Origin of the sequence: Thermohalobaculum xanthum, from assembly GCF_016623495.1 — a bacterium.
GTDB classification, from domain to species: Bacteria; Pseudomonadota; Alphaproteobacteria; order Rhodobacterales; family Rhodobacteraceae; genus Thermohalobaculum; species Thermohalobaculum xanthum.
The window spans coordinates 1044027-1070915 of the sequence record NZ_JAEHHL010000001.1 but is presented as its reverse complement, the minus strand read 5'-3'; the positions used below and the strand labels follow the sequence as shown (position 1 = coordinate 1070915).

Below are 26889 nucleotides of genomic sequence, written 5' to 3'. Positions count from 1 at the left end.
CTCGCAATACTGGCCGCGGCCTTTGCCGAGGCCGGAGCCGATCCTTCGGTGCGTGTCGTCATTCTGGCCGCGAACGGACCGGCTTTTTGCGCGGGCCATGATCTGAAGGAAATGACCGCCGGCCGGTCCGCCCCTGATCGCGGCAGGGCCTATTTCACCAGGGTGATGGCGATGTGTTCCGGCGTCATGCAAGCGATCATGGCCTGCCCGAAACCCGTGATCGCGGAGGTTACGGGCATCGCGACCGCGGCGGGCTGCCAGCTGGTCGCGAGCTGCGATCTGGCCGTCGCCGCGGACACGGCGCAGTTCAGCACGCCCGGCGTGCATATCGGGCTGTTCTGCTCCACGCCCATGGTCGCCCTGTCGCGCAATGTCGGCAGCAAGCACGCGATGGAGATGCTCCTGACCGGCGACATGACCTCGGCCGGCCGCGCCGCGGAGATCGGGCTGGTCAACCGGAGCGTCCCTCCCGAAGCGTTGCAGGCGGCGACGATGGAGATGGCCCGCAAGATCGCGTCCAAATCCAGCATGACGCTCGCCACCGGCAAGCGCGCCTTCCATGCGCAACGCGAGATGGCCCTGTCCGAGGCCTATGCCTACGCCTCCGCGGTGATGGTCGAGAACATGCTCGCCCGCGACGCGGAGGAAGGCATCGGCGCATTCATCGAAAAGCGCTCGGCGCAATGGCAGGATCGGTAAGGCAATGGCGCACAATCCCTACAACACCGACATGGATCGCACCCCCGCGAACTATCAGCCCCTGACGCCGCTGACGTTTCTCGAGCGTGCCGCCGGTGTCTTTCCCGAGCATACCGCGATCATTCACGGCGCACTGCGGCGCAGCTACGCCGAGTTCTACGCGCGGTCGCGGCAACTGGCCTCGGCGCTGGCCCGGAGCGGGATCGGGCGGGGCGATACCGTGTCGGTGCTGCTGGCGAATACGCCGGCGATGCTCGAATGCCATTACGGGGTGCCCATGTGCGGTGCGGTCCTGCACTCAATCAACACCCGCCTCGACGCGGCGATCATCGCGTTCCAACTCGACCACGCCATGTCCAGGGTCGCAATCGTCGACCGGGAATTCATGCCGTTGATGCAGAAGGCGCTTGCGCTTGCCACCGCGAAGCCCGTCCTGATCCTGTATGACGACCCGGAGTTCGACGGCCCGCAAACGCCTGTAAAAGCGCCAGATTACGAGGCCTTCCTCTCCGGCGGCGATCCGGAGTTCACTTGGCGGATGCCCGAGGATGAGTGGGACGCCATCTCGATCAACTATACCTCCGGGACGACCGGCGACCCCAAGGGCGTCGTCTCCCATCACCGAGGCGCCTACCTGCTTGCGCAGGGCAATGCGCTGACGACATCCATGCAAAAGCACGCGGTCTATCTCTGGACCCTGCCGATGTTTCACTGCAACGGCTGGTGCTTCCCCTGGACGGTGTCTGCCATCATCGGCACACATGTCTGTCTGCGGCAGGTGCGGGCCGAGCCGATCTGGAATGCCCTTGCCGATGACGGCGTGACTCATCTGTGTGGCGCGCCGATCGTCATGTCGCTGATGATCTCGGCGCCGGACGAGGTTAAACGCGATCTCGACCACACCGTGCAGTTCTTCACCGCCGCCGCGCCGCCGCCGGAAAAGCTGCTGGCCGAGATGAAGGCCGCGGGCTTCGAAGTGACCCATCTTTATGGGCTGACGGAAACCTATGGCCCGGCGGTCGTGAATGACTGGCATCAAGCCTGGTCAGAGTTGCCCCCGGCTGATCAGGCCGCGCTGAAATCCCGTCAGGGCGTGCGCTACCTGGCGCTAGAGCAGCTAGACGTTTTCAACCCCGAGACGATGTGTCCGGTGCCGCGCGATGGTAAGACCATCGGCGAGGTCATGTTTCGCGGAAACGTCGTGATGAAGGGCTATTTTCGCAACCCCAAGGCCACGCAGGAGGCCTTTGCCGACGGCTGGTTCCACTCTGGCGATCTGGGGGTCATGCATCCCGATGGCTATATCCAGCTCAAGGACAGGTCGAAGGACATCATCATCTCGGGCGGTGAGAACATCTCCTCGATCGAGGTCGAGGAAGCGCTCTACCGTCATCCTGCCGTCGCGGTCGCCGCCGTCGTCGCGATGCCGCATGAGAAGTGGGGCGAAACGCCCTGCGCCTTCCTCGAACTTCGCACGGGCCATCAGGCGGATACGGAGGAGCTTCGCGCGTGGTGCCGCGATCAGCTCGCGCCCTATAAGGTTCCGGGCAAGTTCGTCTTCATGCCCATTCCTAGAACATCAACCGGTAAGATCCAGAAGTTTGCTCTTCGGGAGCAGGCAAGGGCTATCCCCATCTGACATCAAGGCGGACAAGCGGGTTCACGCTTTGTCGGCCTTCCGGCTCTGCGCTCCTCTCGACACCGTAAAGTCGCAGCGAATGACCGCGATCACGAACCCCGCCGCAGCATTCCAAGTCTCAAACGGCGGTCTGCTTAGGGTCGTTAGCGTTCATTCAAGCTTGTTGGCAGAAGGTCTTGAAAGTCCGCAAAGCGGACTTTGGTGGAGGGCGCAGCGAACGTCTCCCTCCGCCCACAGCCGTCGTGTCGGCGTCTCTCTCGGCCCTCTCCGGAGGCTCGTGCTCAACGCGGCGAAGGTCTGGATCGAGGCCACTGTCGCAGTTGGTCTTGATGTGCATACCCGCTTGCTTGCCAATGGTTGCGGCCGGCGCGGTAGGCTATTCTGAGATGTACCGGGGAAAGTCTCATGGCCAGCCGCCTCGCCGCGATCCTTGCTGCTGATGTCGTCGGGTTCTCGACCCTGATGAAGGATGACGAACTGGGCACGCTGGCCGCGCTCAGCACTCTCCGGGCGAAGGTAGTCGATCCCGCGATCGCCGAACGGGGCGGACGGGTCGTCAAACTCATGGGCGATGGAGCCCTGATAGAGTTCTCGTCGATCTCAAAGGCCGTGGAAGCGGCTCTCGCCATCCAGGAACAGCTCGGCGGGGCAAGGGAAACGATGCGGCTGCGCATCGGGATCAATCTCGGAGACGTGATCCTCGATGGGGACGATATCTATGGAACCGGGGTCAATATGGCCGTTCGGCTCGAAGAGCTCGCGGAACCTGGAGGGATCTGCGTTTCGTCCGTCGTGCGCGACAGCTTGAGCAGTTGTCTTCGCGAGCAGTTCCGCGATGCCGGCGAGCAAACGCTCAAGGGTCTCGGACCGATGCGCGTGTGGCGGTGGCCCTGTGCGGATACCCTCAGCATGACAGGCGCGTCGGCGCCCGATGCCGAAAAGCCATCGATCGCCGTGCTGCCGTTCGTCAACGTGAGCAACGACCGGGAGCAAGAGTATCTCGCCGACGGCATCACGGAGGACCTGATAACGGCCCTCGGCCGGTGCCGCTGGCTCTTCGTCATCGCCAGAAGTTCGGCCTTCTCCTATAAGGGGCAAACCAGGAGTGCTCCCGAGATTTGCAGCGAACTCGGCGTTCGTTACCTGCTTGAGGGGAGTGTCCGCAGATCGGGCGATCGTGTTCGGATCACTGCGTCGCTTTGCGACGGAAGAAACGGAGCCCGGCTTTGGGGCGAGCGCTACGATCGCGATCTCCACGATGTCTTCGACCTTCAGGACGAGATCACCTCTGTCATCGCGGGCACCATCGAGCCGGAACTCGAAACGATCGACCGCCTTGCCCGGGTCCACGCCCAGCGCCGCGATATCACCGCCTGGGATTCCTACCAGCGCGGTCTGTGGCACCTCTATCGCTTCACCGCCGACGACCTGCAGCAGGCAGCGGCGCATTTCGAGGACGCGATCGCCCGGGACGGGGATTTCTCTCAGGCCCATGCGAGGCTCGCCTATGTTGCCATCCAGCTTGGCTGGTATGGGCCGCGAGAGGAGCGTGCCGCGCGCGCGGCCGAGGCGGTGCGCCGGGCGACCATGGCGGTGCAGCTTGATGGCAGGGATCCTTCGGCCAGGCTGTCGCTTGGCCGCGGCCTCGCTCTGTCGGGTCAGATGGAGGCCGGCATCGAAGAGTTGCGACGGGCGGTAGCGCTCGATCCGAGTTTCGCTCAGGCGCATTTCGCGCTCGCTCAGGCTCTCACCGGCATCGACGCGCATCAGGAAGCGTTGCACGGGATTGAAACCGCGATCCGGCTCAGTCCGCGCGATCCGCATATGTGGACATTCCTGCACATACGGGCCATCGCACATTACATCGCGGATGACCTCAATCACGCGGAAGCCGACGAGCAAGCTGCGCTTCGGGAGCCAAACGTCACCTTCTATCCGTATACGCTTCTGGTCGCCATCTATGGCCGGGCTGGCAAGAAGCTCGAGGCGCAACGCGCGATCACGCAGCTTGACCGTCTCAGACCTGATTTCACCTGCGCTGAGGCAGTCGACGAGTGGTATTTCGGCGACCACGCGATGATGACGCCGCGTTTCCTGGAGCAGTTTGCTGCGGACCTGCGGAAGGCGGGACTACCCGGCTGATCGACCCGACCGATGCACAGAGACGCCGGAAAGTTGGTCAAAGTCGGCTTGGTCCACTCTCTCGACGTTCAAACGAATTGCATAGAAGTGCCGCTTTGCACCCGATCCGGTCGTCATGTTGATGTCACTCTTGGCCCATAGGCGCTGACGCTGAACACCCCAAGATGCAGCGAAGTGAGCTGCCCAAATTGTCTGGTACGGTTGAATTGTGAGCGCATAGGAGTACCATCGAAAAAAAGGACGGCCAGCGTGATTGAACACGCTGACCGCGCTGTGTTCAGGATACTCATGCTGGCGCCAATACTCGCAGTAGCCCGTGCATAAACCTATTCCATGGCAGTTCTGTGAATGTCGGAGGCCGACAAGATGATGATGCCGGTGCCCGTCTTCAAGCTGAGTGAAATAGTTGGTTCGGGCTCCAAGCTGTTCTTGGCCGCAGCGAGGACGGACGACCACCAAGGGCCAAGAGCTGAAATGCCCGCTAAGGCCGCACTGTCGCTGCCGGAAAATATATAGATGCAGATTAAAGTTTAATCTCTTAACAAAAGACCGTCAGGATTAAATTGCCTCAAGGAGGCGGAGATAAGCCTCAGTCGCTTCTTTGTCAGACATGCTTGAGTCGATCGCGAAAATTCCCGAGCTCGGCTGGTTCAGCGGATCGGCCATGGTCTTGGGTCGACCGTACGCGCGATCAAGGATCGAGTTGGCGGCCGAGACACGCGCCGCTTCACTTTTCCCATGCAGGGCGACATCGATTAGCGCGGCAAGTGCTTCCTCGCTGTGCTCCCGTGCCATCTCTGCAATGAAGCGCTTTGCCTGTGATACCGCGCCAGGTTTTCGACCTGCACCAAGGCGCCTCCCTCCATGTCCGGACATTTTGATTTTCCTGATTGTTTTTCAACGGAAACAGTTACGGTTCAAAGGCTTGATGGATGTTACGGCAGAAGTGATTGCGTGGCCGGCCTGCGGGCGACGGTGCGTGAAAACAGGCGCTGCTGATCGTGCGCCTCAATGGCGATTAAACGTTGCCGCTCGGCCATCGTCCAGTCCAGCACCCGCACCGCTGACCGATAGCGGTTCTCGAATTTCCGCGCTTTCGCAATGAATTCGCGAGGCGTCGGCGGCCACGTGCATTCCATCCCGAAATGGAGTGCAGCTTCGGCGATGGCGTGCAGCGAGACTGGCCCGGCTGCCAGCTCGAGCTCTAGGGAGAAGACGAAGAATTCGACAAAGGTCGCGGATTTCGCGGCGTCGAAGCCGCGCACTGCGTCAAGCATCGCAGCGACGATCTGCGCCGCCTCGTTTGCTCTGGTCGGGCGATCCGCCGCCGAACGCATCCTCTCACGGATTTCAGCAAGCTCGTTATCGTCAGGCAATGATTGCGCAGCAGCAAAGGCTTTAGCGGCCCCAAAGTCGCGCATCGATCCGACCTTGCGTGCGAGATCGAGGAACCCGAAGATCGGTAGCCGTGCATATCGTCGACGCGTTCGGTGTCCGTCTAGGTACGGTCCAAGCACCAGCGACGGTGCGGTGGGGAGGTGCGAGCCCCGCTCTGCGATTTTAAGCTTCATGAGTCAATTCCGTTAAGAGCGTCTTGCCGAGCGGCGACGATCGCCGCCGCCGATAACCGCCGATTTCCGGGGTGTTTGCGTCCGCCACATGGCTGCCACTCAAGTTCTCGGCGCACCCAATTTCGCCAAGCGGCACGCCAGTTTGTCTTGAGGCCCTTCGGCCCAGCGACCGAGATCGAGTAGTCGCGGAACTTTTGCCAGACGCGCTCCGCATCCTCTGCATGGAGCCCGAGCTTCACGGCGTCGTCGACGAGTTCCTCGGTTAGCACCGCATCTGGGTGCATTCGCGAAGCTCTTGGCGGTTTCATCTCTGGCCCGGAGTTGCCGTCAGGCCCCTCTCTTGTGGGATTCAAGGTCTTCAAAGTATTATTATCCGTCGCGCTCGTGTCGCGCTTCTGTCGCGGGTCGCGTCGCGCCTCTCTCGCGCCTCCGCCGCTCGAGTTCTGAAATTTATCATAATTGCGTACGTCTATGACAAGTTGACCTGTCGCGGTTTGCGTCGCGATCATGTCGCGGTTTTCGAGGCGGGTCAGGAAGCGACGGACACGGTCTTTCGACCAGCCCCAGCGATCGGCCATGAAGCGCAGCGAATGGCACAGCTGCCCACGTTCGAGATCCACGACTACGCGCCCAGACCGGACTGTCACCGGCCTCCACGCCGCCTCACTCAAGATCCAGACCCAAGCCTCGCGCTCGGAGAACGACGAGTCCCTGAAGGCCGCATGGGTCCAGATCGATCGGTGCACGTTGAAGGTGCCGCCGGCCATCATGCCGCCTCGCGGGCTTTTGCGCGAGTGATCGCTGCCTCGAGGTCGGCGCGATCCCACCTCGTGACGCGCCCAAGCCGGACAGGCTGCGGCAGGATGCCTGCGCTGACATGTCTCCAGGTGGTCGCGACCGAGATACCGAAAAGGTCCGCAACCTCATGAACCCTCAGAAAGCGAGCCTCTGGTTCTGTCATGTTGTCTCACCTCGATTTTTCTGCGCGATCCTTCGCGACGAGGTGAGTATGGGCGCGGCGGTGTTCATTGTAATTGAGAGCTAGGCCCCAATTTTCGCCGGTTCTCTCAAGTCGTTGGCGAGCCTCGCGTAATGTGCCGCGTTACGGACGATTCCGAGGGCCTCAAATACGTCCACAAGGAAATCGCCGAACGGGCTGCTCCCGTCATTGAAGGTCAGGCCGCCTTCGTCGTGCTGCTCGCGCCACAACTCGCCTGCCGCCCAGGCGGTCGCGGTCGCATGCCAGTCGGTGCCGTCCGCCACGCCGGTGGCGCGGAGCGAGCGTTGCACCGCGGGCAGCCGTCGCTCGATAGCCTCAGTAATATCCCGGATCGCGGCAGGCAGCCCGGCGGGGAGTCGTGGGCTTTGTTCCCCGTCCGAGAGCGCCTTGACGGCCGCAGGGCCCAAGCTGTCGAGCGCGGCCATAGCGTCCCGCAGATGGCGCACGAGCAGATTGAGGCCCGCGCTGTCGGATCGCCGGATCTGGCCAAAGTTCGCCTCGGCTAGCATCTCGGCTTGCCCGATAAACAACGCCTTGAAATGCGAGCGCGGCAACTCAGATCCGAGAAACTGATCGGCGAGCTCGGGCATGTGCCGTTCGATTGCGCCGCGGAGAGCTTCAATCTCGCTCATCGCACCAGCGCCTCGGGCAGCGCAATGACGTCGGCCGTCTCTCCCGTGACCATCGCTGCCCAGCGGTCGAGTGCGGCGGCGCGCTGCGGCAGGTTCTGTGCCCGGTTGTAGACCCGCGCGACGGCCGACGGTGCCGATCCGCTCGCGCTATGGTTCAGGATCCTGTCGACCACCGCCTCACTCTCGCCTGCCTCGCAAAGCGCCGAGGCGAACGCCGTTCGGAAGTCGTGTGGCCGGAAGTCCTCAACGCCAGTGGTTTGGTAGAGGCGAGCGTTTGCTTTCGAGAACCCAGAGACTGGCGACTTTCCGGTGGTCGTGAAAACGAACGGGGTGCCGCCGGTGCGCTCCTTAAGCGCTTCCAGTTCGGCCAAGACGGGCGCCGAAAGGTGCACGATGTGGGGGCGGCCATTCTTTGTCCTAGCGCCGGGGATCTCGTAGCGTCGCGCTGCGAAGTCGATCTCGGACCAGTGGGCGAGGGCCAGGTCACCGAGCCGCTGGGCGGTGAGGACGCGGAGCCTGAACAAGGCCCCCCAGATCGGCCCTAATTCGAATGTCGCACCGTAGACTTGTCGGATCTCGTCGAGACTCAGCACGCGCTCGCGCGGCTTCTCTTTCGCGGCTCGAGCCGTGCCGGCGCCGATGTGCTCAGGCAGGTGGCCGCGCTCAAAGCACCATCGCGAGAAATGCACCAGTGCCGCCCGGATGCGGTTTGCGGCGCCGAGCCGGCCTTCCGCCGCTTTCGCATCAATCGCGGCCTGAAGATCAACTCGGTCGAGGTCGTCGATCGGCCGTGCGAGGTGGGGTGCTAGTGCCGCCCGCAACTGCCGCTCGCGCTCGGCGGCGGTGCGGAGGTTGGGTGCGAGATATATCTTGGCGTAGAGGCTGATCGCGTCCGCAACCCTCATGACGGGTGCCGCGGGTTCCTCGACGGGGCGAGGGTCGACTCCCTGCACGGCAAGATGCCGGGTCTCGCGCGCGAGCTCGCGGGCCTCGGCTAGCCCAACGGCGGGGTAACTGCCCAGCGTCCGGCGCTGCTGCTTACCGTGCAGGGTGAACAGGACTGACCAGCTTCGGGCGCCCTTTGATGTAATGCGGAAGACCGCGCCGCTATCGGAGTCGGTGATCTCGAGGCGGCCCGTCGGCGGCGGCTTCAGGGTTTCGATCGCCCTGGCGGAGAGCCGTTTTTTCATGATCCAGATGGTCCTCTGGGGTGTTTATGGGGTGTTTTATGGCTGCGATTTGGTGAGATAAAGCTAGACGGTCAGTGAGCCGGTGACAATGGGACACAGCTGGCATGGTCCTGTAAATATTGATTAAAATCAACTTATCTCGCTGATAGATTTGGCTTTTCCAGAATGTGATTTTTCGGACTGTTAATCCGCGGGTCGCAGGTTCGAGTCCTGCCGCCGGAGCCAACCGTTTCAAGAGGTTAGGGCACCCGCCCGCACCCTTCTTCCCTACATGCCGATCTTGAGTTCGCGCCGGCAGCGCGTTGCCGCCCGCGGGCGCCTTTGCAGTGCCGGTCGCCATGCGTCGGCCCGAACCCCGGATCCCGTGACAACCGCGGGCGTTCTCGCGGCGCTGGCGAGGGGCGCAGTTCGGCCTGCCCTCGACGCTGGCCCAGGAGCACACCCGATCACGTGACAAAAAGCGATGCCGGCGTGCAAACTTTTCCCCGCATTCCGGGCGCGGAGCATTGGGTGCCGCGCTGCCGTCGCGCATTGTGACCCGGCAAGATCCGTCGATGGGTGCATCTGCGCCACCTTCGCGTACCCGTGCTATCGTGTCCCGCAGCCGCGTTTTCGATAGCGACCATGCCAGCAGGAGATTGAATGCATGTCTCTTCATTCAAAGGACAACATCCGAAGCGAGCTCTTGGCCGACATTTACGGATCGGCGGATGTCAGTTCCCTGCTTCCGAAGTACAGGCTGCCTGAAGAGGAGCAGAACGCACGCGTCGTGTCGGCGATCGTCCGCGACGAGCTGATGTTGGACGGCAATGCGCGCCAGAACCTCGCGACGTTCTGCCAGACGTGGCTCGACGACGAGATCCACAGGATCATGGATCTGTGCATCGACAAGAACATGATCGACAAGGACGAGTATCCGCAGACCGCCGAGATCGAGAAGCGTTGCGTGCACATGCTGGCCGACCTGTGGAACTCGCCGGAATCGACGAACACGCTCGGCACCTCGACGACGGGCTCGTCGGACGCCGCGATGCTCGGCGGCATGGCCGCCAAGTGGCGTTGGCGCGAGAAGATGCGCGCCGCCGGAAAGCCCACGGACAAGCCGAACATGGTGTGCGGCCCGGTGCAGGTCTGCTGGCACAAGTTCGCCAAGTACTGGGATATCGAGCTGCGCGAGATTCCGCTCGAGGGCGATCGACTGATCATGAACGCCGAAGAGGTGCTTAAGCGCGTCGACGAGAACACGATCTTCGTCGTGCCGACCTTCGGCGTGACGTTCACCTGCGAGTACGAGCCGGTAAAGGAGGTGCATGACGCGCTGGACCGCCTCGAGAAGGAGACGGGCCTCGACATTCCGATGCATGTCGATGCGGCCTCCGGCGGGTTCCTCGCGCCGTTCTGCGCCCCCGAGATCGAGTGGGATTTCCGTTTGCCGCGGGTCAAGTCGATCAACGCGTCGGGCCACAAGTTCGGGCTTGCGCCTCTCGGGACCGGCTGGTGCATCTTCCGCGACAAGAGCGACCTTCCCGAAGACCTGATCTTTCGGGTGAACTATCTGGGCGGCAACATGCCGACCTTCGCCCTCAGCTTCTCGCGGCCCGGCGGGCAGATCATCGCGCAATACTACAACCTGCTGCGGCTCGGTAAGGAGGGCTACCGCAAGGTGCATACGGCCTGCTACGAGACGGCGCAGTACCTGGCCGACGAGATCGGCAAGATGGGCCCGTTCAAGGTGCTGTTCGACGGCGATCCGAAGAAGGGGATCCCGGCCGTGTCGTGGACGGTCAAGGAAGGGTTCGACACGCGGGGCTACACCCTGTTCGACCTCAGCGACCGTCTCAGGATGCGCGGCTGGCAAGTTGCCGCCTACACCTTGCCGCCGGACAGGCAGGACCTGGTGGTCCAGCGCGTGCTGGTGCGCCACGGCTTCAGCAAGGATCTGGCCACGCTCTTTGTTGCGGACATGAAACGCTGCCTCGAGCATTTCGCGGCGCATCCCGTGACGACACCGATGACCGAACGCGAGGCCGGCGGCTACAGCCACTGAACGGTTGCCGCGAGGCCGCGTCACCGGGCCGGATGGGCCTTATCCGCGCAGGGAGACCCCGACAATGAGCCTTCCGGAAAGCCGCCACGCCGGCAAGAAGAGACCATTCATCGCGGCAGCCGCCCTTGTCTTGACGATTGCGGCGGGCAGCGCCGCGCTGGCCGCCGCGGTATCCCCCGACGCCGGGCAGCTCGTTCGCGAAGCCGAGCATGTCGTCGGCAATGTCTTCCAGTTCTTCGCGCCGATCGCGGAAACCGGGGTCAAGGGTGTCTTCGCGTTCCTCGGCCAGCAGCAGTGGGTGCTGATCCTGATCGCGATGGCGCTCGGCTATCCGCTCGGCAGGGTGGCCATCGGGCCGATCTCGCTCGGCTCGACCGCGGGCACCCTGCTGGTCGCGGTCATCATCTCGTTGGTCGCGCAGAGCTATTTCGGCCTCACATACTCGGTGCCCGGCATCGTCGCCACGATATTCCTGTCGCTGTTCATGTACGCGCTCGGCCTTGGCACAGGGCCGAAATTCTTCACGGGCCTGAGATCGGCCGGGCTGGCCGCGATCGTCGTGGGTCTCGTCATCTGGTCGCTCAACTGGGTGATCTGCGTCGGGGGCGCCAAGCTCTTCGGGCTGCCGTCCGGGTTCGCGGCAGGGCTCATCTCGGGCAGCTACACGATCACGGCGGTGCTTGGCGTCGCGCAATCGGCCGTGCAGAGCGGCGCGGCGCATGTTCCGCCGGGCATGACCGCCGACCAGATCGGCGCCAACATGGCCGCCGGATACGCGATCAGCTACATCCTGTCGAGCGTCGGGATCATCCTGCTGATGCGCTACCTTCCCGCGATCTTCGGCCATGACGCGATGGCGGACGCGAAGAAGGCCGAGGACGCGTTCTCGGGCTCGGGCAGCGACCCGCTTCCCGGCACGCCGCAGGCCTTCCTGCTGGGATACTCGCCCGTCGACATCCGGGCCTATAGGCTTCAGAACAAGGCCCTGATCGGCAAGACCGTCGAGGAACTGTTCGAGGCCCATCCCGACGCGCCCGTGCTGCGCATCGTGCGCGGCGGGAAGGTGGTCGATGTCCTGACGAACCCGGCCCTGCAGGAAGATGACCTCGTCACCATTCGGGCGGATCTCAAGCTCGAGATCCTGCGCGGCAGCGAGATCGGCCCCGAGGTCGACGACAAGCTCGCCCGGGATGTCGAGATCAGTGCCGCCGACATCCATGTCGGCTCGGCCGCGGCCTCGGGCAAGACGGTCGAGGAACTGGCCACGAACGAGCTCGGCTTCGGTCTGCGCCTCAAGGCGATCTTCCGTGCGGGCCAGGAAATCCCCCTCGGGCCCAAGACCGACGTGCGGCTCGGCGACGTCCTGCGCCTGACCGGCCCGCAGACCTGTATCGAGCGAGCCGCCAAGGGCCTGGGCGGCAAGGCGATCACGGCAGGGATGCTGGCCACGACCGAGACGATGTACCTCGCCATGGCGATGGCCGCGGGCTACGTGGTCGGCGCGCTCAGCATCACGATCGGCGGCATTCCCTTCGCGCTGGGAACCTCGGCCGGCTGCTTGCTCGCGGGTATCTTCGTCGCCTACTTCCGCAGCAGGAACCCCGAGTTCGGCGGACCGGTTTCCGAGGGCGCGCGCAGCTTCCTCCAGGATATCGGTCTCAACATCTTCGTGGCAGCGCTGGGCGCGAATGTCGGTCCCATGATCGCCAGCGCGCTCGGCGGGGACACGGTGTTGGTCCTTGCGCTGATCGGCACCACGGCGGCGCTTCTGCCGGTCGTCGTCGCCTTTTTCGTCGGCGACAAGATGCTCAAGATGAACTCGATCATTTGCGCGGGCGCCTGCGCGGGGGGGCGGAACTCGACGCCCAGCCTCAACGCCGTGCTCGACCAGTCGAAGAGCCAGGTCGCCGCGGTCCCGTACCCCGTTTCCTACGCCGTCACCACGGTGCTTGCGCTGATCGGCGGCTATATCGCGCAGATCATATCCTGAGTGCCCCGGCGGCCCGTGGCAGGTCGGCTCAGCGGTGCCGCCTCGGCGGCGTGATCCCGTTCGCGGTGTCGAGCAGGTAGGGCACGATCTCGCGCTCGACGCGGTCCGTGGTCCAGTGGAACGCCGAAACCGAACAATGCACGGCCGCGCTCGCCCTGCCGTCGGGGTCGAGGATCGGGGCGGCCACGCCGATCTCGTTCAGGATCAGCTCGTTCTTCGAGATCGAGTAGCCGCGCTCGACCGCCTCGGCCACCTCCCCGGCGATGCGGCCGCGGTCGAGCGTGGTGAGCGGCGTGTACTGCCTGACCGGCCAGTTCGCGATCGCCGCGCGCCGCTCCTCCTCGGGCAGAGTCGCGAGAATCGCCCGGCCCGACGAGGTGACCAGCGCCGGGATCCGGCGCCCGATCAACGTGGCCGCAAAATGCGATCGCGGGCTCGGCAGGCGGGTGACGTAGACGATGTCCATGCCCGAAAGCTCGGACATGTTGACCGTCTCGCCGACCTGATGGGAAAGCTCGATCAGCTTGGGACTGGACAGGGCGATCAGGGGATCGGACCAGAGATAGGCATAGGCCAGCTCGATCCAGGCATGCGAGGGGCGAAACCGCCGCGTCACCGGGTCCTTCTCGAGAAAGCCTTGCTGGTGCAGCGTGTTGGCCAGGCGCTGCGTCGCACTGCGATCCAGCCCCGCGCGTGCCGCGAGCTCGCTCAGCGCCATCTCCGTGTGCCCCTCGTCGAATGCGCGCAAGAGTTTCAGGCCCTTGGCAAGCGAGGCCACGAACAGGGTGTCCTGCTTCTCCGTCCGAATTTCCAAACCCCGGCCCCTCCCGCGTTTCGCCTCGCTGAATGGGCGAGAATCCACTCTTGACCACGCCGGTTCGCGGCGTTCTTATTCTACTATAAGATTGCTAGTATCATAATATGATACGGCAGCGAAGGACAAAGTTGAAACCGGGGGCGGGCCAGCAGGCAGCCCTCAAGACAGGGCCGGAGGGAAAATGAAGCGCAACCTGATCACGGGTGCCGTGGCGGCATCGGCCATCATGGCCGCGACAGGGGCCTATGCCGACAAGGCGAGCGACACGCTCAACGTCGCCTTCACCAAGGAGCTGGAGAACGTCGACAGCTACTTCAACTCATCGCGCGAGGGCGTGGTGATGCAGCGCGCCGTATGGGACGGGCTGATCTACCGCGATCCCAGCACGAACGAGTACATCGGCAACCTCGCGACGGAATGGAACTGGATCGACGACCTGACGCTGGAGCTCAAGCTGCGCGAGGGCGTCAAGTTCCACAATGGCGAGCCTTTCAACGCCGATGACGTGGTCTACACCGTGAATTTCGTCGCCGACGAGGCGAATGGCGTGAAGACCCAGCGCAACGTCAACTGGATGAAGTCGGCCGAGAAGATCGACGACTACACCGTCCGGATCCACCTGAAGAACCCGTTCCCCGCGGCGGTCGAGTTCCTCTCGGGTCCGGTCTCGATCTACCCGAACGAGTATTATGCCGAGGCCGGCCCGACCGGCATGGGCCTCAAGCCCGTCGGCACGGGCCCCTACAAGGTAGTCTCGGTCGAGCCGGGTAAGCACTTCGTGCTCGAGAAGAACGAGAACTACCACGACAGCCCGAAGGGCCAGCCCACCATCGGCAAGATCGACATCCGCACGATCCCGGACGTCAACACGCAGATGGCCGAGCTGTTCGGCGGAACGCTGGACCTGATCTGGCAGGTGCCGGCCGACCAGTCCGAGAAGCTTGCCGAGATGGGCCAGTTCACGGTCGCGAACGAAAGCACCATGCGCATCGGCTATCTGACGATGGACGCGGCGGGGCGCACCGGCAATGCCGACAACCCCTTCGCCGATGTTCGCGTTCGCCGCGCGGTCAACCATGCCATCGACCGCGAGGGGCTGGTGAAAGCGCTGCTCAAGGGCAAGTCGCAGGTCGTCTACTCGGCGTGCTTCCCCAGCCAGTTCGGCTGCTCGCAGGACGTGGCCGAGTATGAGTACGACCCCGAGAAGGCCAAGGCGCTGCTGGCCGAGGCCGGCTATCCGGACGGCTTCAAGACCGAGTTCTACGCCTATCGCGACCGCGAGTATGCCGAGGCCATCGCCAGCTTCCTCAACGCGGTCGGCATCGAGACCGACTTCAAGATGCTGCAGTACTCGGCGCTGCGCGAGCTGCGCATGTCGAGCGGCACGCCGATCTCGTTCCAGACCTGGGGCTCGTACTCGATCAACGACACCTCGGCGATCACCAGCCAGTTCTTCAAGCACGGCTCGCTTGACGACACGCGCGACGACGAGGTGAAGGAGTGGCTGGACATCGCCGACCGGGCGACCGATCCGGAAAAGCGCAAGGAATACTACGCCAAGGCGCTTCAGAAGATCGCGGATCAGGCCTACTGGGCGCCGATGTTCTCGTACAACACGAACTACGTGTTCACGAAGGACGTCGAGTACACGCCGACCGCGGACGAGGTCCTGCGCTTCCACGCGATGACGTGGAAGTAAGCTGAACCGACCTGACCCGGGCCGCGGCCGATCCCTGGCGATCGGCCGCGGCCAAGCCCTGCACGGCCCCCGGCGGCCAGCAACGAGGCGTCGAACGTGATTAAATTCATCCTGAAACGGCTTGGCCTCGCGCTCCTGGTGGCGCTGACGGTGTCGGCCATCAGCTTCAGCCTGCTCTTCATGTCGGGCGACCCGGCGGCGGCAATCGCCGGCGAGACCGCGAGCGGCGAGGACATCGAGGCGATCCGCCGGATCTATGGCTTCGACCGGCCCGTGCTGGTTCAGTACTGGGAATGGCTGCTGGGCGCGCTCCAGGGCAATTTCGGCGAGAGCTACTACTTCAAGCTGCCGGTTGCCGACCTGATCGCCGAGCGGCTGTCGATCACGATGACGCTGGGCGTCTGCGGCATCACCTTCGCGTTGGTCACGGCCGTGCCGCTCGGTGTTGCGGCGGCAATGCGGCCGAACTCGCTGATCGACCGCGCGGCCCTGCTTCTGTCGGTGATGGGGCAGGCGATGCCGAGCTTCTGGTTCGGTCTGATCCTGATCGTGATCTTCTCGATCCAGCTGGGCCTCTTGCCGCCCTCGGGTTCATCGACGCCGATCCATTTCATCATGCCGACGATCGTGCTTGGCTACTACGCCATGCCCGCGATCATGCGCCTCACGCGCGCGGGAATGCTCGAGGTCTTGTCCTCGGACTACATCCGCACCGCCCGCGCCAAGGGCGCAAGCGAGGTGCGGGTGATGTTCCGCCATGCGCTCAGGAACGCGATCATCCCGGTCGTCTCGCTCGCCGCGGTGCAGATGGGCTTCATGCTTGGCGGCTCGATCGTCGTTGAGTCGATCTTCGCGCTGCATGGCGCCGGATACCTGGCCTGGGAGTCGATCGGGCGGAACGACCTGCCCACGGTGCAGGCGCTGATCCTCGTGTTCTCGGGCTTCTACATCGTCTTCACCTTCCTCGCCGACGTGCTGAACGCGTGGCTCGACCCCCGGATGCGGACCGCCTGACATGGCCACGACCACAGATCCCCTGCTGGAAGAGATCCAGGGCCCGACGCCGGGCCAGCTGCTGCGCCGTCGCGTCTTCGGCCATCACGGCCTGATGATCGGCGGCGGGCTGGTCGCGCTCCTCGTCGTCGTCGCGATCCTTGCCCCCGTGCTTGCGCCGCACGATCCCTATGCGCAGAGCCTGCTCGAGCGCCTGCAGCCGCCGGTCTTTCTCGGCGGCAGCTGGGAGCATCCGCTCGGCACCGACCATCTGGGCCGTGATTACCTCTCGCGCCTGATCTACGGGGCGCGCGTGTCGCTGATGATCGGCGTCATCGCGGCGCTGATCTCGGGCCTGATCGGCACGGCCATGGGCGTCGCCGCCGGCTATTTCGGCGGGCGCGTCGACATGGTCGTGACATTCCTGATCAATGTCCGCCTGGCCATGCCGGTCGTCCTGGTGGCGCTGGCGGTCGTCGCGATCTTCGGCGGCTCGCTGCAGGTGGTGATCATCGTGCTCGGCCTGCTGCTCTGGGACCGTTTCGCCGTCGTGATGCGGGCCTCGACCCTGCAGGTGCGCGGGCGCGAGTACGTCGCCGCGGCGCGCGCCATCGGCTGTTCGACCCCGCGGATCGTGCTGACCGAGATCATGCCGAACATCGTCAACAACCTGATTGTGGTCGTGACCCTGGAAATGGCGCATGCGATCCTCCTCGAGGCCGCGCTGTCCTTCCTCGGGCTCGGCGTGCAGCCGCCGACGCCGTCCTGGGGGCTGATGGTCTCCGAGGGCAAGCAGATGATGCTGTTCGAGCCCTGGCTCGTGATGATCCCCGGCATCGTGCTCTTCCTGCTGGTGCTGGCAATCAACCTGATGGGCGACGGTCTGCGCGACGTCACCGCCCCCGAGAACCGGAGCTGAGGGCCAGATGACCGAGACCCGAGATCCGATCCTGTCGGTTCGCAACCTGACGCTCGACATCCCCGTCGGGGGCGGCACGCTCCACGCGGTGCGCGGTATCGACTTCGACCTCGCGCGCGGCGAGACGCTGTGCATCGTGGGCGAGTCCGGCTCCGGCAAGTCGCTCACCTCTCTGGCGATCATGGGACTGCTGGCGCCCCGGATCGAGCGGCGCGCCGACCGGCTGGAGTTCGACGGTGTCGATCTGCTCAAGGCCGGCCCGCGCAAGATGCGCAGCCTGCGTGGCAACCGCATGTCGATGATCTTCCAGGAGCCGATGACCTCACTCAATCCGGCCTACACCATCGGCGACCAGCTGACCGAGGCGCTGCTCTTGCACCGCAATGTCGGCAAGAAGGCCGCGCGCGACCGGGCGGTCGAGCTGCTGGAGAAGGTAGGGATCACCGCCGCGGCCAGCCGCCTCGGCCAGTTCCCGCACCAGCTTTCGGGCGGCCTTCGCCAGCGCGTGATGATCGCCATGGCACTGATGTGCGAGCCCGAACTGATCATCGCCGACGAGCCGACCACCGCGCTCGACGTGACCATTCAGGCGCAGATCCTGCGGCTGCTGGTGGACCTGCAGCGCGAGATGAACGTGGCGATGATCCTGATCACGCACGATCTGGGCGTGGTCGCGCGCGTCGCCGACAAGGTGGCGGTGATGTATGCGGGCGAACTGGTCGAGACCGGCCCCGCGGGCGCCGTCTTCGGCCAGCCGACGCATCCCTATACCCGCGGCCTGCTGCGCTGCATCCCCGTGCCCGGCAAGACCGAGCGGGGCGCCGAGCTCGGCACGATCCCGGGCATCGTGCCCTCGCTGGTGGGCGACGTCTCGGGCTGCCCCTTCCGCACCCGCTGCGAGGAGGCCGTCGCCGCCTGCCGCGGCGCGATCCCGCTGAGGCACCGCTCGGACGATGCGCATGCCTTCCGCTGCGTGCATGAAACCGGCATGGCCACCGCGGAGGTATCGGCATGAGTGACGCCACGACCCCGGTGCTCGAGCTGCGCAACGTCTCGAAGGTCTACACCATTCGCCAGGGCCTCTTTGCCGAGCGCAAGTCGCTTCGGGCCATCGACGACGTCTCGCTCAAGGTCGAGCGCGGCGGCGTGCTGGGGCTGGTGGGCGAATCGGGCTGCGGCAAGTCCACCCTCGCCAAGATCCTGCTTGGCCTCGAGACACCGACCACGGGCGAGGTGCTGATCGACGGCGAGCCCGTGGGTGCGCAGGACCGGCGCAAGCTGGCGCGCCGCATCCAGCCGATCTTCCAGGACCCGTACTCCTCGCTCAATCCGCGCAAGAGCATCGCCGACATCATCTCGCTGCCACTGCGCGTGCATGGCATCGGCGATGCCGCCAGCCAGGACAAGGCGGTGCGCGAAATCCTCGACATCGTCGGCCTGCCGGCGCGGGTGATGAACTCCTACCCCAGCCAGATGTCGGGCGGGCAGCGCCAGCGCGTGGCGATCGCCCGCGCGCTGATCATGAAGCCCGAGATCGTGATCTGCGACGAGCCGACCTCGGCGCTCGACGTCTCGGTCCAGAGCCAGATCCTCAACCTGCTGGGCGAGCTGCGCCGCGAGTTCGGGCTGACCTATCTCTTCATCAGCCACAACCTCGCGGTGGTCGAGCATCTCGCGACCCGCGTGGCGGTCATGTATCTCGGCCGCATCGTCGAGGAGGCGAGCGTTGCCGGCCTCTTCGACCACGCCCGGCATCCCTATTCACAGGCGCTGCTGGAATCGGTCCTGACCCCGGATCCCGCGCTCGGCGTGCCGGACACGCAACTTGGCGCGGCCTATCCGAATCCGATCGCGCCGCCGTCCGGCTGCCACTTCCACCCGCGCTGCCCCAAGGCCCTGCCGCAATGTTCGAGCGTGGCGCCCCGCCCGCTGACGACCGCCGACGGGCGCATCGAGTGCCACCTGTTCGACGAGGAAAAGGCAGAACCCGCCACGGCCTGACCGTTTCCGTTTCAGCGGAGTTTTTGACGTGAGAAGCAATTTTTCCGGCACCCAGCAGATCCGCAAGGCGGTGATCGCGACCGAGGGCGGCGTCGTCGCCGCCCAGCACTCCCGTGCCGCCGAGATCGGCGCCGAGGTGCTGGCCGCAGGCGGCGATGCGATCGACGCGGCGGTCGCCGTCTCCTTCGCCATCGGCGTCGTCGAGCCATGGATGAGCGGTCCCGCCGGCGGCGGCGCGATGATGATCTGGCGCGCCGACGAAGGCCGGGCGCATTCGGTCAACTACGGCATGCGCTCGCCTGCCGCGCTCGATCCCGCCGACTACCCTCTCTCGGGCGCGGGCAAGGCGAGCGACCTCTTCCCATGGGAGGCCGTGGTCGAGGACCGCAACGTGCAGGGCGCGACCTCGGTCGCCGTGCCAGGGCTGGTCGACGGTGTCGGCATCGCCCATGAACGCTTCGGCCGGATGCCCTGGCGCGACCTGATCCAACCTGCGATCGGGCTGGCGAAGGAGGGGCTGCATGTCGACTGGTACGCCGCGCTGATCATCGCCTCGGCGACGCGCGCGCTGGCGCAGGACCCGGACGCGGCGGCGATGTTCCTCGAGGACGGTCAGTGGCCGACCATCGCGGGCTGGACCAGCCTCTCCGACAAGCGCATCGCGATGGACCGCATGGCCGACACGCTCGACCGGATCGCCCTCAAGGGCCCGCGCGAGTTCTACGAGGGCGACGTTGCCCGGGCCATTGCCGCCGACATCCAGGCCAAGGGCGGCCCCCTCGCGTTCGATGATCTGCGCGCCTATCGAGCCGAGTTCGAAGCACCGCTGACCTTCGCCTACCGGGGTGCGCGGTTCGACGTCACGCCCTACATGACCGCCGGACCCACCTTCCGCGATGTCTTCGCGGTGATGGAAGAGGGGTACGCACCCGGCGCGACGGCCGATGGCAAGGCCTTCGCCATGATCGCCCGCGCGCTGAAGGCGGCCTATGCGCGGCGCCTGACCACCATGGGCGCCGAGGGCGAGGCCGAAACCGCCCCCGCCTGCACGACGCATTTCTCGGTGGTCGATCGCCACGGCAACATGGTGGCGCTGACGCAGACCCTGCTGTCGATCTTCGGGTCGCGCGTGGTGTCGCCCTCGACCGGGCTCCTGATGAACAACGGCATCATGTGGTTCGACCCCGAGCAGGGCAAACCGAACTCGCTGGCACCCGGCAAGCGCTGCCTGATGAATGTCTGCCCCGTGATCGGCGAGGCCGGCGGTCGGCGTTTCGCGCTTGGCGCCTCGGGCGGGCGCAAGATCGTCTCGGCGGTCGCGCAGCTTTCGGCGTTCGTGGCCGATTTCGGCATGGATATCGAGGCGGCCTTCCACCATCCGCGGATCGACGTCTCGGGCGGCGATACCGTGGTGGCCGACGACACGCTGCCGACCGAAACCGTCGCCGCGCTCGAAGCGGGCCACCCCGTGATCCGCGCCCGGCGTACGGTCTTCCCCTACGCCTTTGCCTGCCCGGCGGGCGTGATGCGCGAGGGGGCGCGCAACACCGGCTGCACCGAGATCATGTCGCCCTGGGGCGACGCCATACCCGAATCGCAGAGGGCTCAATGACCACCATGACCGCCGCTGCCCGCGAGGGCGCCATCGACCACGCGACGAAGTACTACGAGGAAGGGCGATTCCAGTCCGACCTCGGCGCCCTGGTCGCCTTCGAGACCGAGAGCCAGAATCCCGAGCAGAAGGCCGAGCTGATGCGCTACCTGCGCGAGGCGATGGAGCCGCGCCTTGTCGCCATGGGCTTTGCCTGCGAGATCTTCGCGAACCCCGATCCGCGCGGCGGACCGCTGCTGGTGGGCGAGCGGATCGAGGATCCGGCCCTGACCACGGTCTTGACCTATGGCCATGGCGACGTGATCCGGGCGCAGACCGATCAGTGGCGCGAGGGCCTCCACCCCTTCCGCCTGGTCGAGGAGGGCGAGCGCCTCTACGGCCGCGGCACGGCCGACAACAAGGGCCAGCACCTGATCAACATCGCGGCTCTCGAGGCCGTGCTGGCCGAGCGCGGCCGCCTCGGCTTCAACGTGCGCATCGTGATCGAGATGTCCGAGGAGACCGGCTCGGCCGGCCTGCCCGAGTTCTTCGCCGCCCAGAAGGACCGCCTGCAGGCCGATGTCCTGATCGCCTCGGACGGGCCGCGCCTCCAGCCCGACACGCCGACAATGTTCATGGGCTCGCGCGGCGGCGTCGGCTTCGACCTGATCGTCGATCTGCGCGAGGGCGCGCATCACTCGGGCAACTGGGGCGGGTTGCTGGCCGACCCGGCGATGATCCTGGCGCATGCGCTCGCCTCGATCTGCGACCGACGTGGCCAGATCAAAGTGCCCGAGTGGCGCCCCGACAGCCTGACGCCCGCAGTGCGCGCGGCCCTCGACGGGCTGCCGATCGAGGGCGAGGACGGCCCGGCGATCGACCACGACTGGGGCGAGGAAAGCCTCACACCGGCCGAGCGGGTCTTCGGCTGGAACTCCTTCGCCGTGCTGGCGATGACGAGCGGCGTGCCCGAGGCGCCGGTGAACGCCATCTCGGCCTCGGCCCGCGCGACCTGCCAGCTGCGCTACGTCGTCGGCACCGACCCCGAGGACATCCTGCCGGCGCTGCGCCGCCATCTCGACCGCGAAGGCTTCGGCATGGTGAAGATCGTCCCCATGGATCGCGGGTTCTTCAAGGCGACCCGCCTCGACCCCGACCACCCATGGGTGAAATTCACCGCCGCCTCGCTCGCGCGCACCGCGGGCAAGCCGCCGCACATCCTGCCCAATCTCGCCGGCTCGCTGCCGAACGACAGCTTCTCCGAGATCCTCGGCCTTCCGACGGTCTGGGTCCCGCATTCCTATCGCGGTTGCTCGCAGCACGCGCCGAACGAGCATGTGCTCAAGCCCGTCTGCCGCGACGCGCTCAGAGCGATGGCGGGCCTGTTCTGGGATATCGGCGAGACCGGCGGCCCGGGCGCCTGATACGAGGCGGATGATCCCAGACGGAGGGGCGCAGTCGCGCCCCTCTCCCCCTCCGATTGTTTCCCCCCTCTGCCGCTGGCATACTTGCCCTGCGGGGGAGAATTGCTTGCACGTGATTTCAGGCCGGTTTGGCCGAGGAGGGGAATATGGATTTCAGTCTCGCGCGCCGGATCGGCGCGGTCGCATTCGTGCTCGCGCTCGGGGCCTGCGCTCAGATCGAGAGCAAGATGGCCGATGTCGGGCTCGCGACAACGGCCAGTCCGTTCGCCGAGGTCGACATGAAGCTCAAGATTGCCGGCGCGAACCTCGATGACGACGTCAAGACCCGCGATCGTCTCAACGGCATGCTGAACCGCCTCGGCGCGCCCGGCGCCTCAACGCCCAAGGGCCGGATCAACGCGCTTCTGCGCAATCCGAACAAGCAGTTGAAAGGGGCGGGGGGCATCCAGGCGCGCACCGCCGCGGCCGCGGCCGCCGTCGCGCTCAACGCCCAGGGGCGCTTCCAGGGTGGCTTCACCAGCTACAGCGTGAAGGGCCAGATCCAGAGCGCGGTGGGCAACGAGTCTGGCTTCCACTTCGTGCCGGGCGAACCGATGCACATCTGGGTGCAGATGATCACCACCGCGTCGCGCACCACCGGCCCCGACCCGGTCAGCTTCGGCCGGGCCGAGATGTTCCGCGTCGCGGTGCCCGCCGGCGCCATGCATATCGAGCAGAAGACCGGGCCCGACAACAACGTCTTCCCGATCTTCGGCGCGGTGGCGTTCCCGATCAACGCTCAGATGGCGGATGTGTTCAATTACAAGCTCTGGGCGATGGGCACGGATGTGCGGATCACCGACTACTGGATTGACCGCAACTACAACTCGGCCAGCGGCCCGAACTACACCGAGAAATACACCGCCTCGAACGCGCCGGCCGAACTCCAGAGCATCTTCGAGGCTGACCCCGACGCCTGCTTCGACATGATGTTCGAGCTCAACCCGGGGCTCGACGTCTCGGACGGCGGCGCGCTGAACAACGGCAACCTGCCCTCGACGGCCGAGCCGCCATACTACTGCCTCGGCCGCTGCGCCAATCCGCCGATCGTCAACACCCGCTGAGGGCACCGCGATCCGGCCCCCACGCCCCCGTCGGACGGAGGCGTGGGGTACTAGCGTTCGAACTCGGCGTCGCCGGCCTCGGGCGCGTCGGCCAGCGCGCGCCGGATCGCCTCGATGCGTCGGTCATAGAAGCGCACGCTGATGCCTGCGTGCGCCTCGTCCATCGCCTCGAGCGCGGCCATCGCCTCGGTGTGGCGCATGTCCTTGAGCAGGGCGTCCGCGAGCAGGGCCTGGCCATAGCCGAGGATCTGCCGCGAGCCCGTGGCGCGGTATTTCTCGAGCCCCGCGCGCAGCCGCTCGATCCCCAGCGACCTGTCGCCGGTCATGGTCATCGCCCAGCCGAACACGATCTGCGACCAGGCCTCCCAATAGGTGAAACCGTCGCGCCGGCTGAGCTGGCGCGCGCGCGTGGCGAGCTCGAGCGCCGCGTTGGCGTCGCCCAGCGACTGCTCGACCGAGGCAAGGATCGAGAAGCCGTAGGCCGACGAGAAATCGTGGCCGGCCCGCTCGGACAGCGCGCGCGACCGGGCGACTGCCTCGCGCGCCCTGACCCCGGCCGAGGGGTCCTCGTCGCACATCAGCGCCAGAGCCCAGGCCCGCATGGCGTTGTCAACCACCTCGGGGTCGGCGACGTAGTAATGCGCCAGCGCCGAAAGCGGCACCTCGCTGCGCAGCCGTATCGCCTCGTCGAAATGCTCGATGGCGGCCTCGAACCGGCCCAGCATGAAGCAGCACATACCAAGGTTGTGCTGCCCCAGCACGGGGCATGCGGGGTCGGCGACGTGGCCGGTCAGCGCCATCATCTTCTGCGCGAAGTCGTAGGCCAGCTCGGCGCGCCCGGCGATCAGGTGCTCGCCGCACAGCCCGTGCAGGATGGTGAAGAGCTTGGCCTCGTCGCCATGCTCGGCCACCAGGTCGTGCAGCCGGTCGAGGTTGTCGGTGATGTCCTCCGAGCCCCAGCCGCGCGCCTCCAGCGCGATGCACAGCGCCTCGCGCAGCCGGGTCTCGGTGGCGACCAGCCGCGCGGCGTCGGTGTCCGAGGCGTTCTCGCGCAGGGCGGCGGTCAAGTGGGCGATCGCCTCGGAATTGGCCGATCGCGCGATCGCGGCCCGGGCCGCCTGTTCCCACAGCTCGATCGCGCGCCGCGGTTGTCCCGCCTTGCTGCAATGCTGCGCCGCCATCTCGGGCCGGCGCTCGACCAGGTCGGGGAAATGCTCCTCGAGGACCTCGGCGATGCGCCCGTGCAGGGCGCGCCGGCGGCTCTTGAGCATGCTTTCATAGGCGATGTCCTGCACGAGGGCATGCTTGAAGGTGTAGCGCGCATCGGGCGGGACGCCGTGTTGCGACAAGAGGTCGGCGCTGACCAGCATCCGCAGGGCCTCGTTAAGGACCTCGGCCGGCAGGCCGGTGACGATCGAGACAGCGCGGTGGCTGAAGGTGCGCCCGATGGCGGCGCCCACCGGCATCACCTTGTCGGCCAGCGGCAGCCGGTCGATCCGGGCCATCAGCGAGTCGCGCAGGGTCGCGGGCAGCGACAGCGGATCGGTGGCCGCGCCCCTGGCGCCGTCCTGCCCGCCATCGCCCTCGGCCGCGTCGAGCGCGGCCTTGGTCAGTTCCTCGATGAACAGGGGCACGCCGTCCGTCTTCGACACGATTGCCTCGAGCGGCGTGTGCTCCAGCCCGTGACCCTTGAGCAGGTTGGTCACGATCGCCGCGGACTCCTTGGGGCCGAGGCGGTTGATCTCGATCCGCGTCACGTTGGGCAGGCCGCTCCAACTCGACATGAACTCCTGCCGGAAGGTGCAGATCATCAGCACCCGGTGGCCGTCGACCCGCTCGACCAGCAGATCCAGCAGCTCCTGCGTCGTGGGGTCGATCCAGTGCAGGTCCTCGAACAGGACCAGCACCGGGCGCCGCTCGGCCAGCTTGAAGAGCCGCCCGACCAGAGCCTCGATCGTCGCGTTGCGCACCTGCTGCGCCGTCAGCCCGGCCAGCGAGGGCGCGGCCGTCTCGTGTGGCAGCCCCAGCAGCCGGGCGAACAGCGTCAACTCCGTGGCAGAGCAGGGCGGCTCGGCCAGCAGGGCCGAAAGCTTGCGCAGCTTCTCCTCGGGCCCATCCCCGGCGCGAAAGCGTGCGGCGAATTCCAGGTGCGCGGCCACGGGGTAGAGCGGGCTCTCGGTGTAATGCGCCGAACACTGGTACATCAGCCGCAGATGCGGCTCGCTGGCGGCTCGGTCGGCCAGCTCCCGCGCCAGCCGCGACTTGCCGATGCCGGGCTCGCCCGACAGAAGGACCACGTTGCCATGCCCTTCGACCGCCCGCGCCCAGCGCCGGCGCAGCTGGCCCAACTCCTCCTCGCGGTTGACGAAAAAGGTGCGCGTGCCGCGCTGGCGCGCCTCGAAGCGTGCCGCGGCGCTGCGCACCTCGCGCAGGCGATAGGTCTGGATCGGCTCGCGGAAGCCCTTGAGGGGGTGGCGCCCGGCGTCGTCGCAGACGAAGGCGTTGCCCAGCAGGCGGCGGGTCTCGGCGCTCACGATCACGGTGCCGGGCTCGGCCAGGGCCTGCAGCCGGGCCGCGAGGTTGGGGATCTCGCCCACCGCGGCGCGGATCGTCTCGAGCCCCTCGTAGACCAGGCCGCCGATCAGCACCTCGCCGGTGGCGATGCCGACGCGCGCGGCCAGCGGCTCGGCCCGCTCGGGCGCGATCATGGGCACCTCGCGCAGGGTCGCCAGCGCGGCCAGCGCCGCGCGCTCGGGGTCGTCCTCCTGTGCCGTGGGGTAGCCGAAATAGGCCAGGACCCCGTCGCCCGCGAAATGCGCGACATAGCCGCCATGACCGGCAACGATCTGGGCGCAGACGTCGTGATAGCGCCGGATCAGGTTCTTGTAGTCCTCGAGGTCGAGCTCGGCCGAAAGCGCGGTCGATCCCACGAGGTCGATGAACACCACGGTGAGATGCCGCAGGTGCCCGCTCGCCGTCACGTCCGAGAAACCACCGGGCACGGTCGGCGCCTCGACGGCGGGGGGCGACGCATCGGGGGGCGGTTCGGGGGCGGGCGGCGTAGCCGCGGGCGGGGGCGCGGACGCGATCGCGCGCAACAGCCGCTTGCGGTCACCCAGGGGGATGCCAAGCTTCTCGAGGTCCGCCTCGCTCAGTTCGCGAAGGATATCGACCGTGATGCGCTGTTCGCTGAACCGCGCCGTGTACTCCTCCAGGCCGAGCGAGGACAGCCATTCGCCAATCGACTCAGCCACGTAGGCAACCCCGAAAACTTCATCGCTCCAACGCTGCAACCCTAGCACGAGTTTCGTCGCTGCTGCACCCGTGTCGTCGGCGCGGGCGCGACGGTTTCCGTTGCGTCGGCGCAGAAATGCGACCTGCCCGGGTCGCAAACCGAAGCGTCGGCGCGGTGCCGCGATGACAGATTTGCGT

The 26889-nt window shown here is 66.0% G+C and carries 21 protein-coding genes; 13 read left to right on the top strand and 8 right to left on the bottom strand.

What is annotated here, in order from left to right:
* The 3 genes from H0I76_RS05015 to H0I76_RS05005 all read left to right on the top strand — a co-directional run.
* Nucleotides 1-699 (top strand): enoyl-CoA hydratase (locus H0I76_RS05015; protein WP_200607727.1); only part of this gene is annotated, 699 nt, incomplete at its 5' end.
* Nucleotides 700-703: 4 nt separating this feature from the next.
* Nucleotides 704-2338: an acyl-CoA synthetase gene (locus tag H0I76_RS05010; protein WP_200607725.1), complete on the top strand. Its 1635-nt coding sequence runs from the start codon at nt 704-706 to the stop codon at nt 2336-2338.
* Between the two features lie 405 nt (nt 2339-2743).
* On the top strand, nt 2744-4480 hold the full coding sequence (locus tag H0I76_RS05005) for an adenylate/guanylate cyclase domain-containing protein (RefSeq protein WP_200607722.1): 1737 nt from the start codon (nt 2744-2746) through the stop codon (nt 4478-4480).
* Nucleotides 4481-5038: 558 nt separating this feature from the next.
* Here the strand turns inward: H0I76_RS05005 and H0I76_RS05000 are convergent.
* The 6 genes from H0I76_RS05000 to H0I76_RS04975 all read right to left on the bottom strand — a co-directional run bounded on the left by H0I76_RS05000 (nt 5039) and on the right by H0I76_RS04975 (nt 8873).
* Nucleotides 5039-5356, bottom strand: coding sequence for a hypothetical protein (locus H0I76_RS05000; protein ID WP_200607719.1), 318 nt, complete (start codon nt 5354-5356; stop codon nt 5039-5041).
* A 59-nt stretch (nt 5357-5415) separates the two neighbouring features.
* A complete protein-coding gene (locus H0I76_RS04995; protein WP_200607717.1) occupies nt 5416-6051 on the bottom strand; it encodes a hypothetical protein in 636 nt (211 codons plus the stop codon).
* Entirely contained in the window at nt 6048-6818 is a 771-nt protein-coding gene (locus H0I76_RS04990; RefSeq protein WP_200607715.1) for a hypothetical protein, read from the bottom strand. The genes H0I76_RS04995 and H0I76_RS04990 overlap by 4 nt, the downstream gene beginning before the upstream one ends.
* Complete coding sequence (locus H0I76_RS19760; RefSeq protein WP_200607713.1) at nt 6818-7012, bottom strand: helix-turn-helix transcriptional regulator; 195 nt, start codon at nt 7010-7012, stop codon at nt 6818-6820. Before H0I76_RS19760 ends, H0I76_RS04990 begins: the two co-directional genes overlap by 1 nt.
* Nucleotides 7013-7092: 80 nt before the next feature.
* A complete protein-coding gene (locus H0I76_RS04980) occupies nt 7093-7683 on the bottom strand; it encodes a hypothetical protein (protein ID WP_200607710.1) in 591 nt (196 codons plus the stop codon).
* On the bottom strand, nt 7680-8873 hold the full coding sequence (locus H0I76_RS04975; protein WP_200607708.1) for a tyrosine-type recombinase/integrase: 1194 nt from the start codon (nt 8871-8873) through the stop codon (nt 7680-7682). The genes H0I76_RS04980 and H0I76_RS04975 overlap by 4 nt, the downstream gene beginning before the upstream one ends.
* Before the next feature lie 646 nt (nt 8874-9519).
* Here H0I76_RS04975 and H0I76_RS04970 point away from each other — a divergent pair.
* Complete coding sequence (locus tag H0I76_RS04970; RefSeq protein WP_200607705.1) at nt 9520-10920, top strand: glutamate decarboxylase; 1401 nt, start codon at nt 9520-9522, stop codon at nt 10918-10920.
* A gap of 64 nt (nt 10921-10984) precedes the next feature.
* Entirely contained in the window at nt 10985-12910 is a 1926-nt protein-coding gene (locus H0I76_RS04965; RefSeq protein WP_200607703.1) for an aspartate:alanine exchanger family transporter, read from the top strand.
* Between the two features lie 28 nt (nt 12911-12938).
* Here H0I76_RS04965 and H0I76_RS04960 read toward each other — a convergent pair whose 3' ends face one another.
* Nucleotides 12939-13724: an IclR family transcriptional regulator gene (locus tag H0I76_RS04960; protein ID WP_234455081.1), complete on the bottom strand. Its 786-nt coding sequence runs from the start codon at nt 13722-13724 to the stop codon at nt 12939-12941.
* Nucleotides 13725-13953: 229 nt separating this feature from the next.
* On the opposite strand from H0I76_RS04960, the gene H0I76_RS04955 reads away from it, so the two are divergent.
* The 8 genes from H0I76_RS04955 (at nt 13954) to H0I76_RS04920 (ending at nt 23457) form a co-directional block, all read left to right on the top strand.
* A complete protein-coding gene (locus tag H0I76_RS04955; RefSeq protein ID WP_234455141.1) occupies nt 13954-15426 on the top strand; it encodes an ABC transporter substrate-binding protein in 1473 nt (490 codons plus the stop codon).
* A 96-nt stretch (nt 15427-15522) separates the two neighbouring features.
* Nucleotides 15523-16440, top strand: a complete 918-nt coding sequence (locus H0I76_RS04950) for an ABC transporter permease (RefSeq protein ID WP_200607698.1) — start codon at nt 15523-15525, stop codon at nt 16438-16440.
* 1 nt (nt 16441) lies between these two features.
* The gene (locus H0I76_RS04945) at nt 16442-17338 is read left to right on the top strand and encodes an ABC transporter permease (protein ID WP_200607696.1); all 897 of its coding nucleotides are present in this window, start codon (nt 16442-16444) and stop codon (nt 17336-17338) included.
* 7 nt (nt 17339-17345) lie between these two features.
* The gene (locus tag H0I76_RS04940) at nt 17346-18353 is read left to right on the top strand and encodes an ABC transporter ATP-binding protein (protein ID WP_200607694.1); all 1008 of its coding nucleotides are present in this window, start codon (nt 17346-17348) and stop codon (nt 18351-18353) included.
* A complete protein-coding gene (locus tag H0I76_RS04935) occupies nt 18350-19339 on the top strand; it encodes an ABC transporter ATP-binding protein (protein WP_200607691.1) in 990 nt (329 codons plus the stop codon). The genes H0I76_RS04940 and H0I76_RS04935 overlap by 4 nt, the downstream gene beginning before the upstream one ends.
* Nucleotides 19340-19367: 28 nt before the next feature.
* Entirely contained in the window at nt 19368-20951 is a 1584-nt protein-coding gene (locus tag H0I76_RS04930; RefSeq protein ID WP_200607689.1) for a gamma-glutamyltransferase, read from the top strand.
* Nucleotides 20948-22354 carry a M20 family metallopeptidase gene (locus H0I76_RS04925; protein WP_234455080.1) on the top strand — a complete coding sequence of 469 codons (1407 nt, stop codon included), beginning with the start codon at nt 20948-20950 and terminating at the stop codon, nt 22352-22354. Before H0I76_RS04930 ends, H0I76_RS04925 begins: the two co-directional genes overlap by 4 nt.
* Nucleotides 22355-22500: 146 nt before the next feature.
* Entirely contained in the window at nt 22501-23457 is a 957-nt protein-coding gene (locus tag H0I76_RS04920) for a hypothetical protein (RefSeq protein WP_200607687.1), read from the top strand.
* A 50-nt stretch (nt 23458-23507) separates the two neighbouring features.
* Here H0I76_RS04920 and H0I76_RS04915 read toward each other — a convergent pair whose 3' ends face one another.
* The gene (locus H0I76_RS04915) at nt 23508-26711 is read right to left on the bottom strand and encodes an ATP-binding protein (RefSeq protein ID WP_200607685.1); all 3204 of its coding nucleotides are present in this window, start codon (nt 26709-26711) and stop codon (nt 23508-23510) included.
* Nucleotides 26712-26889 lie beyond the last annotated feature (178 nt).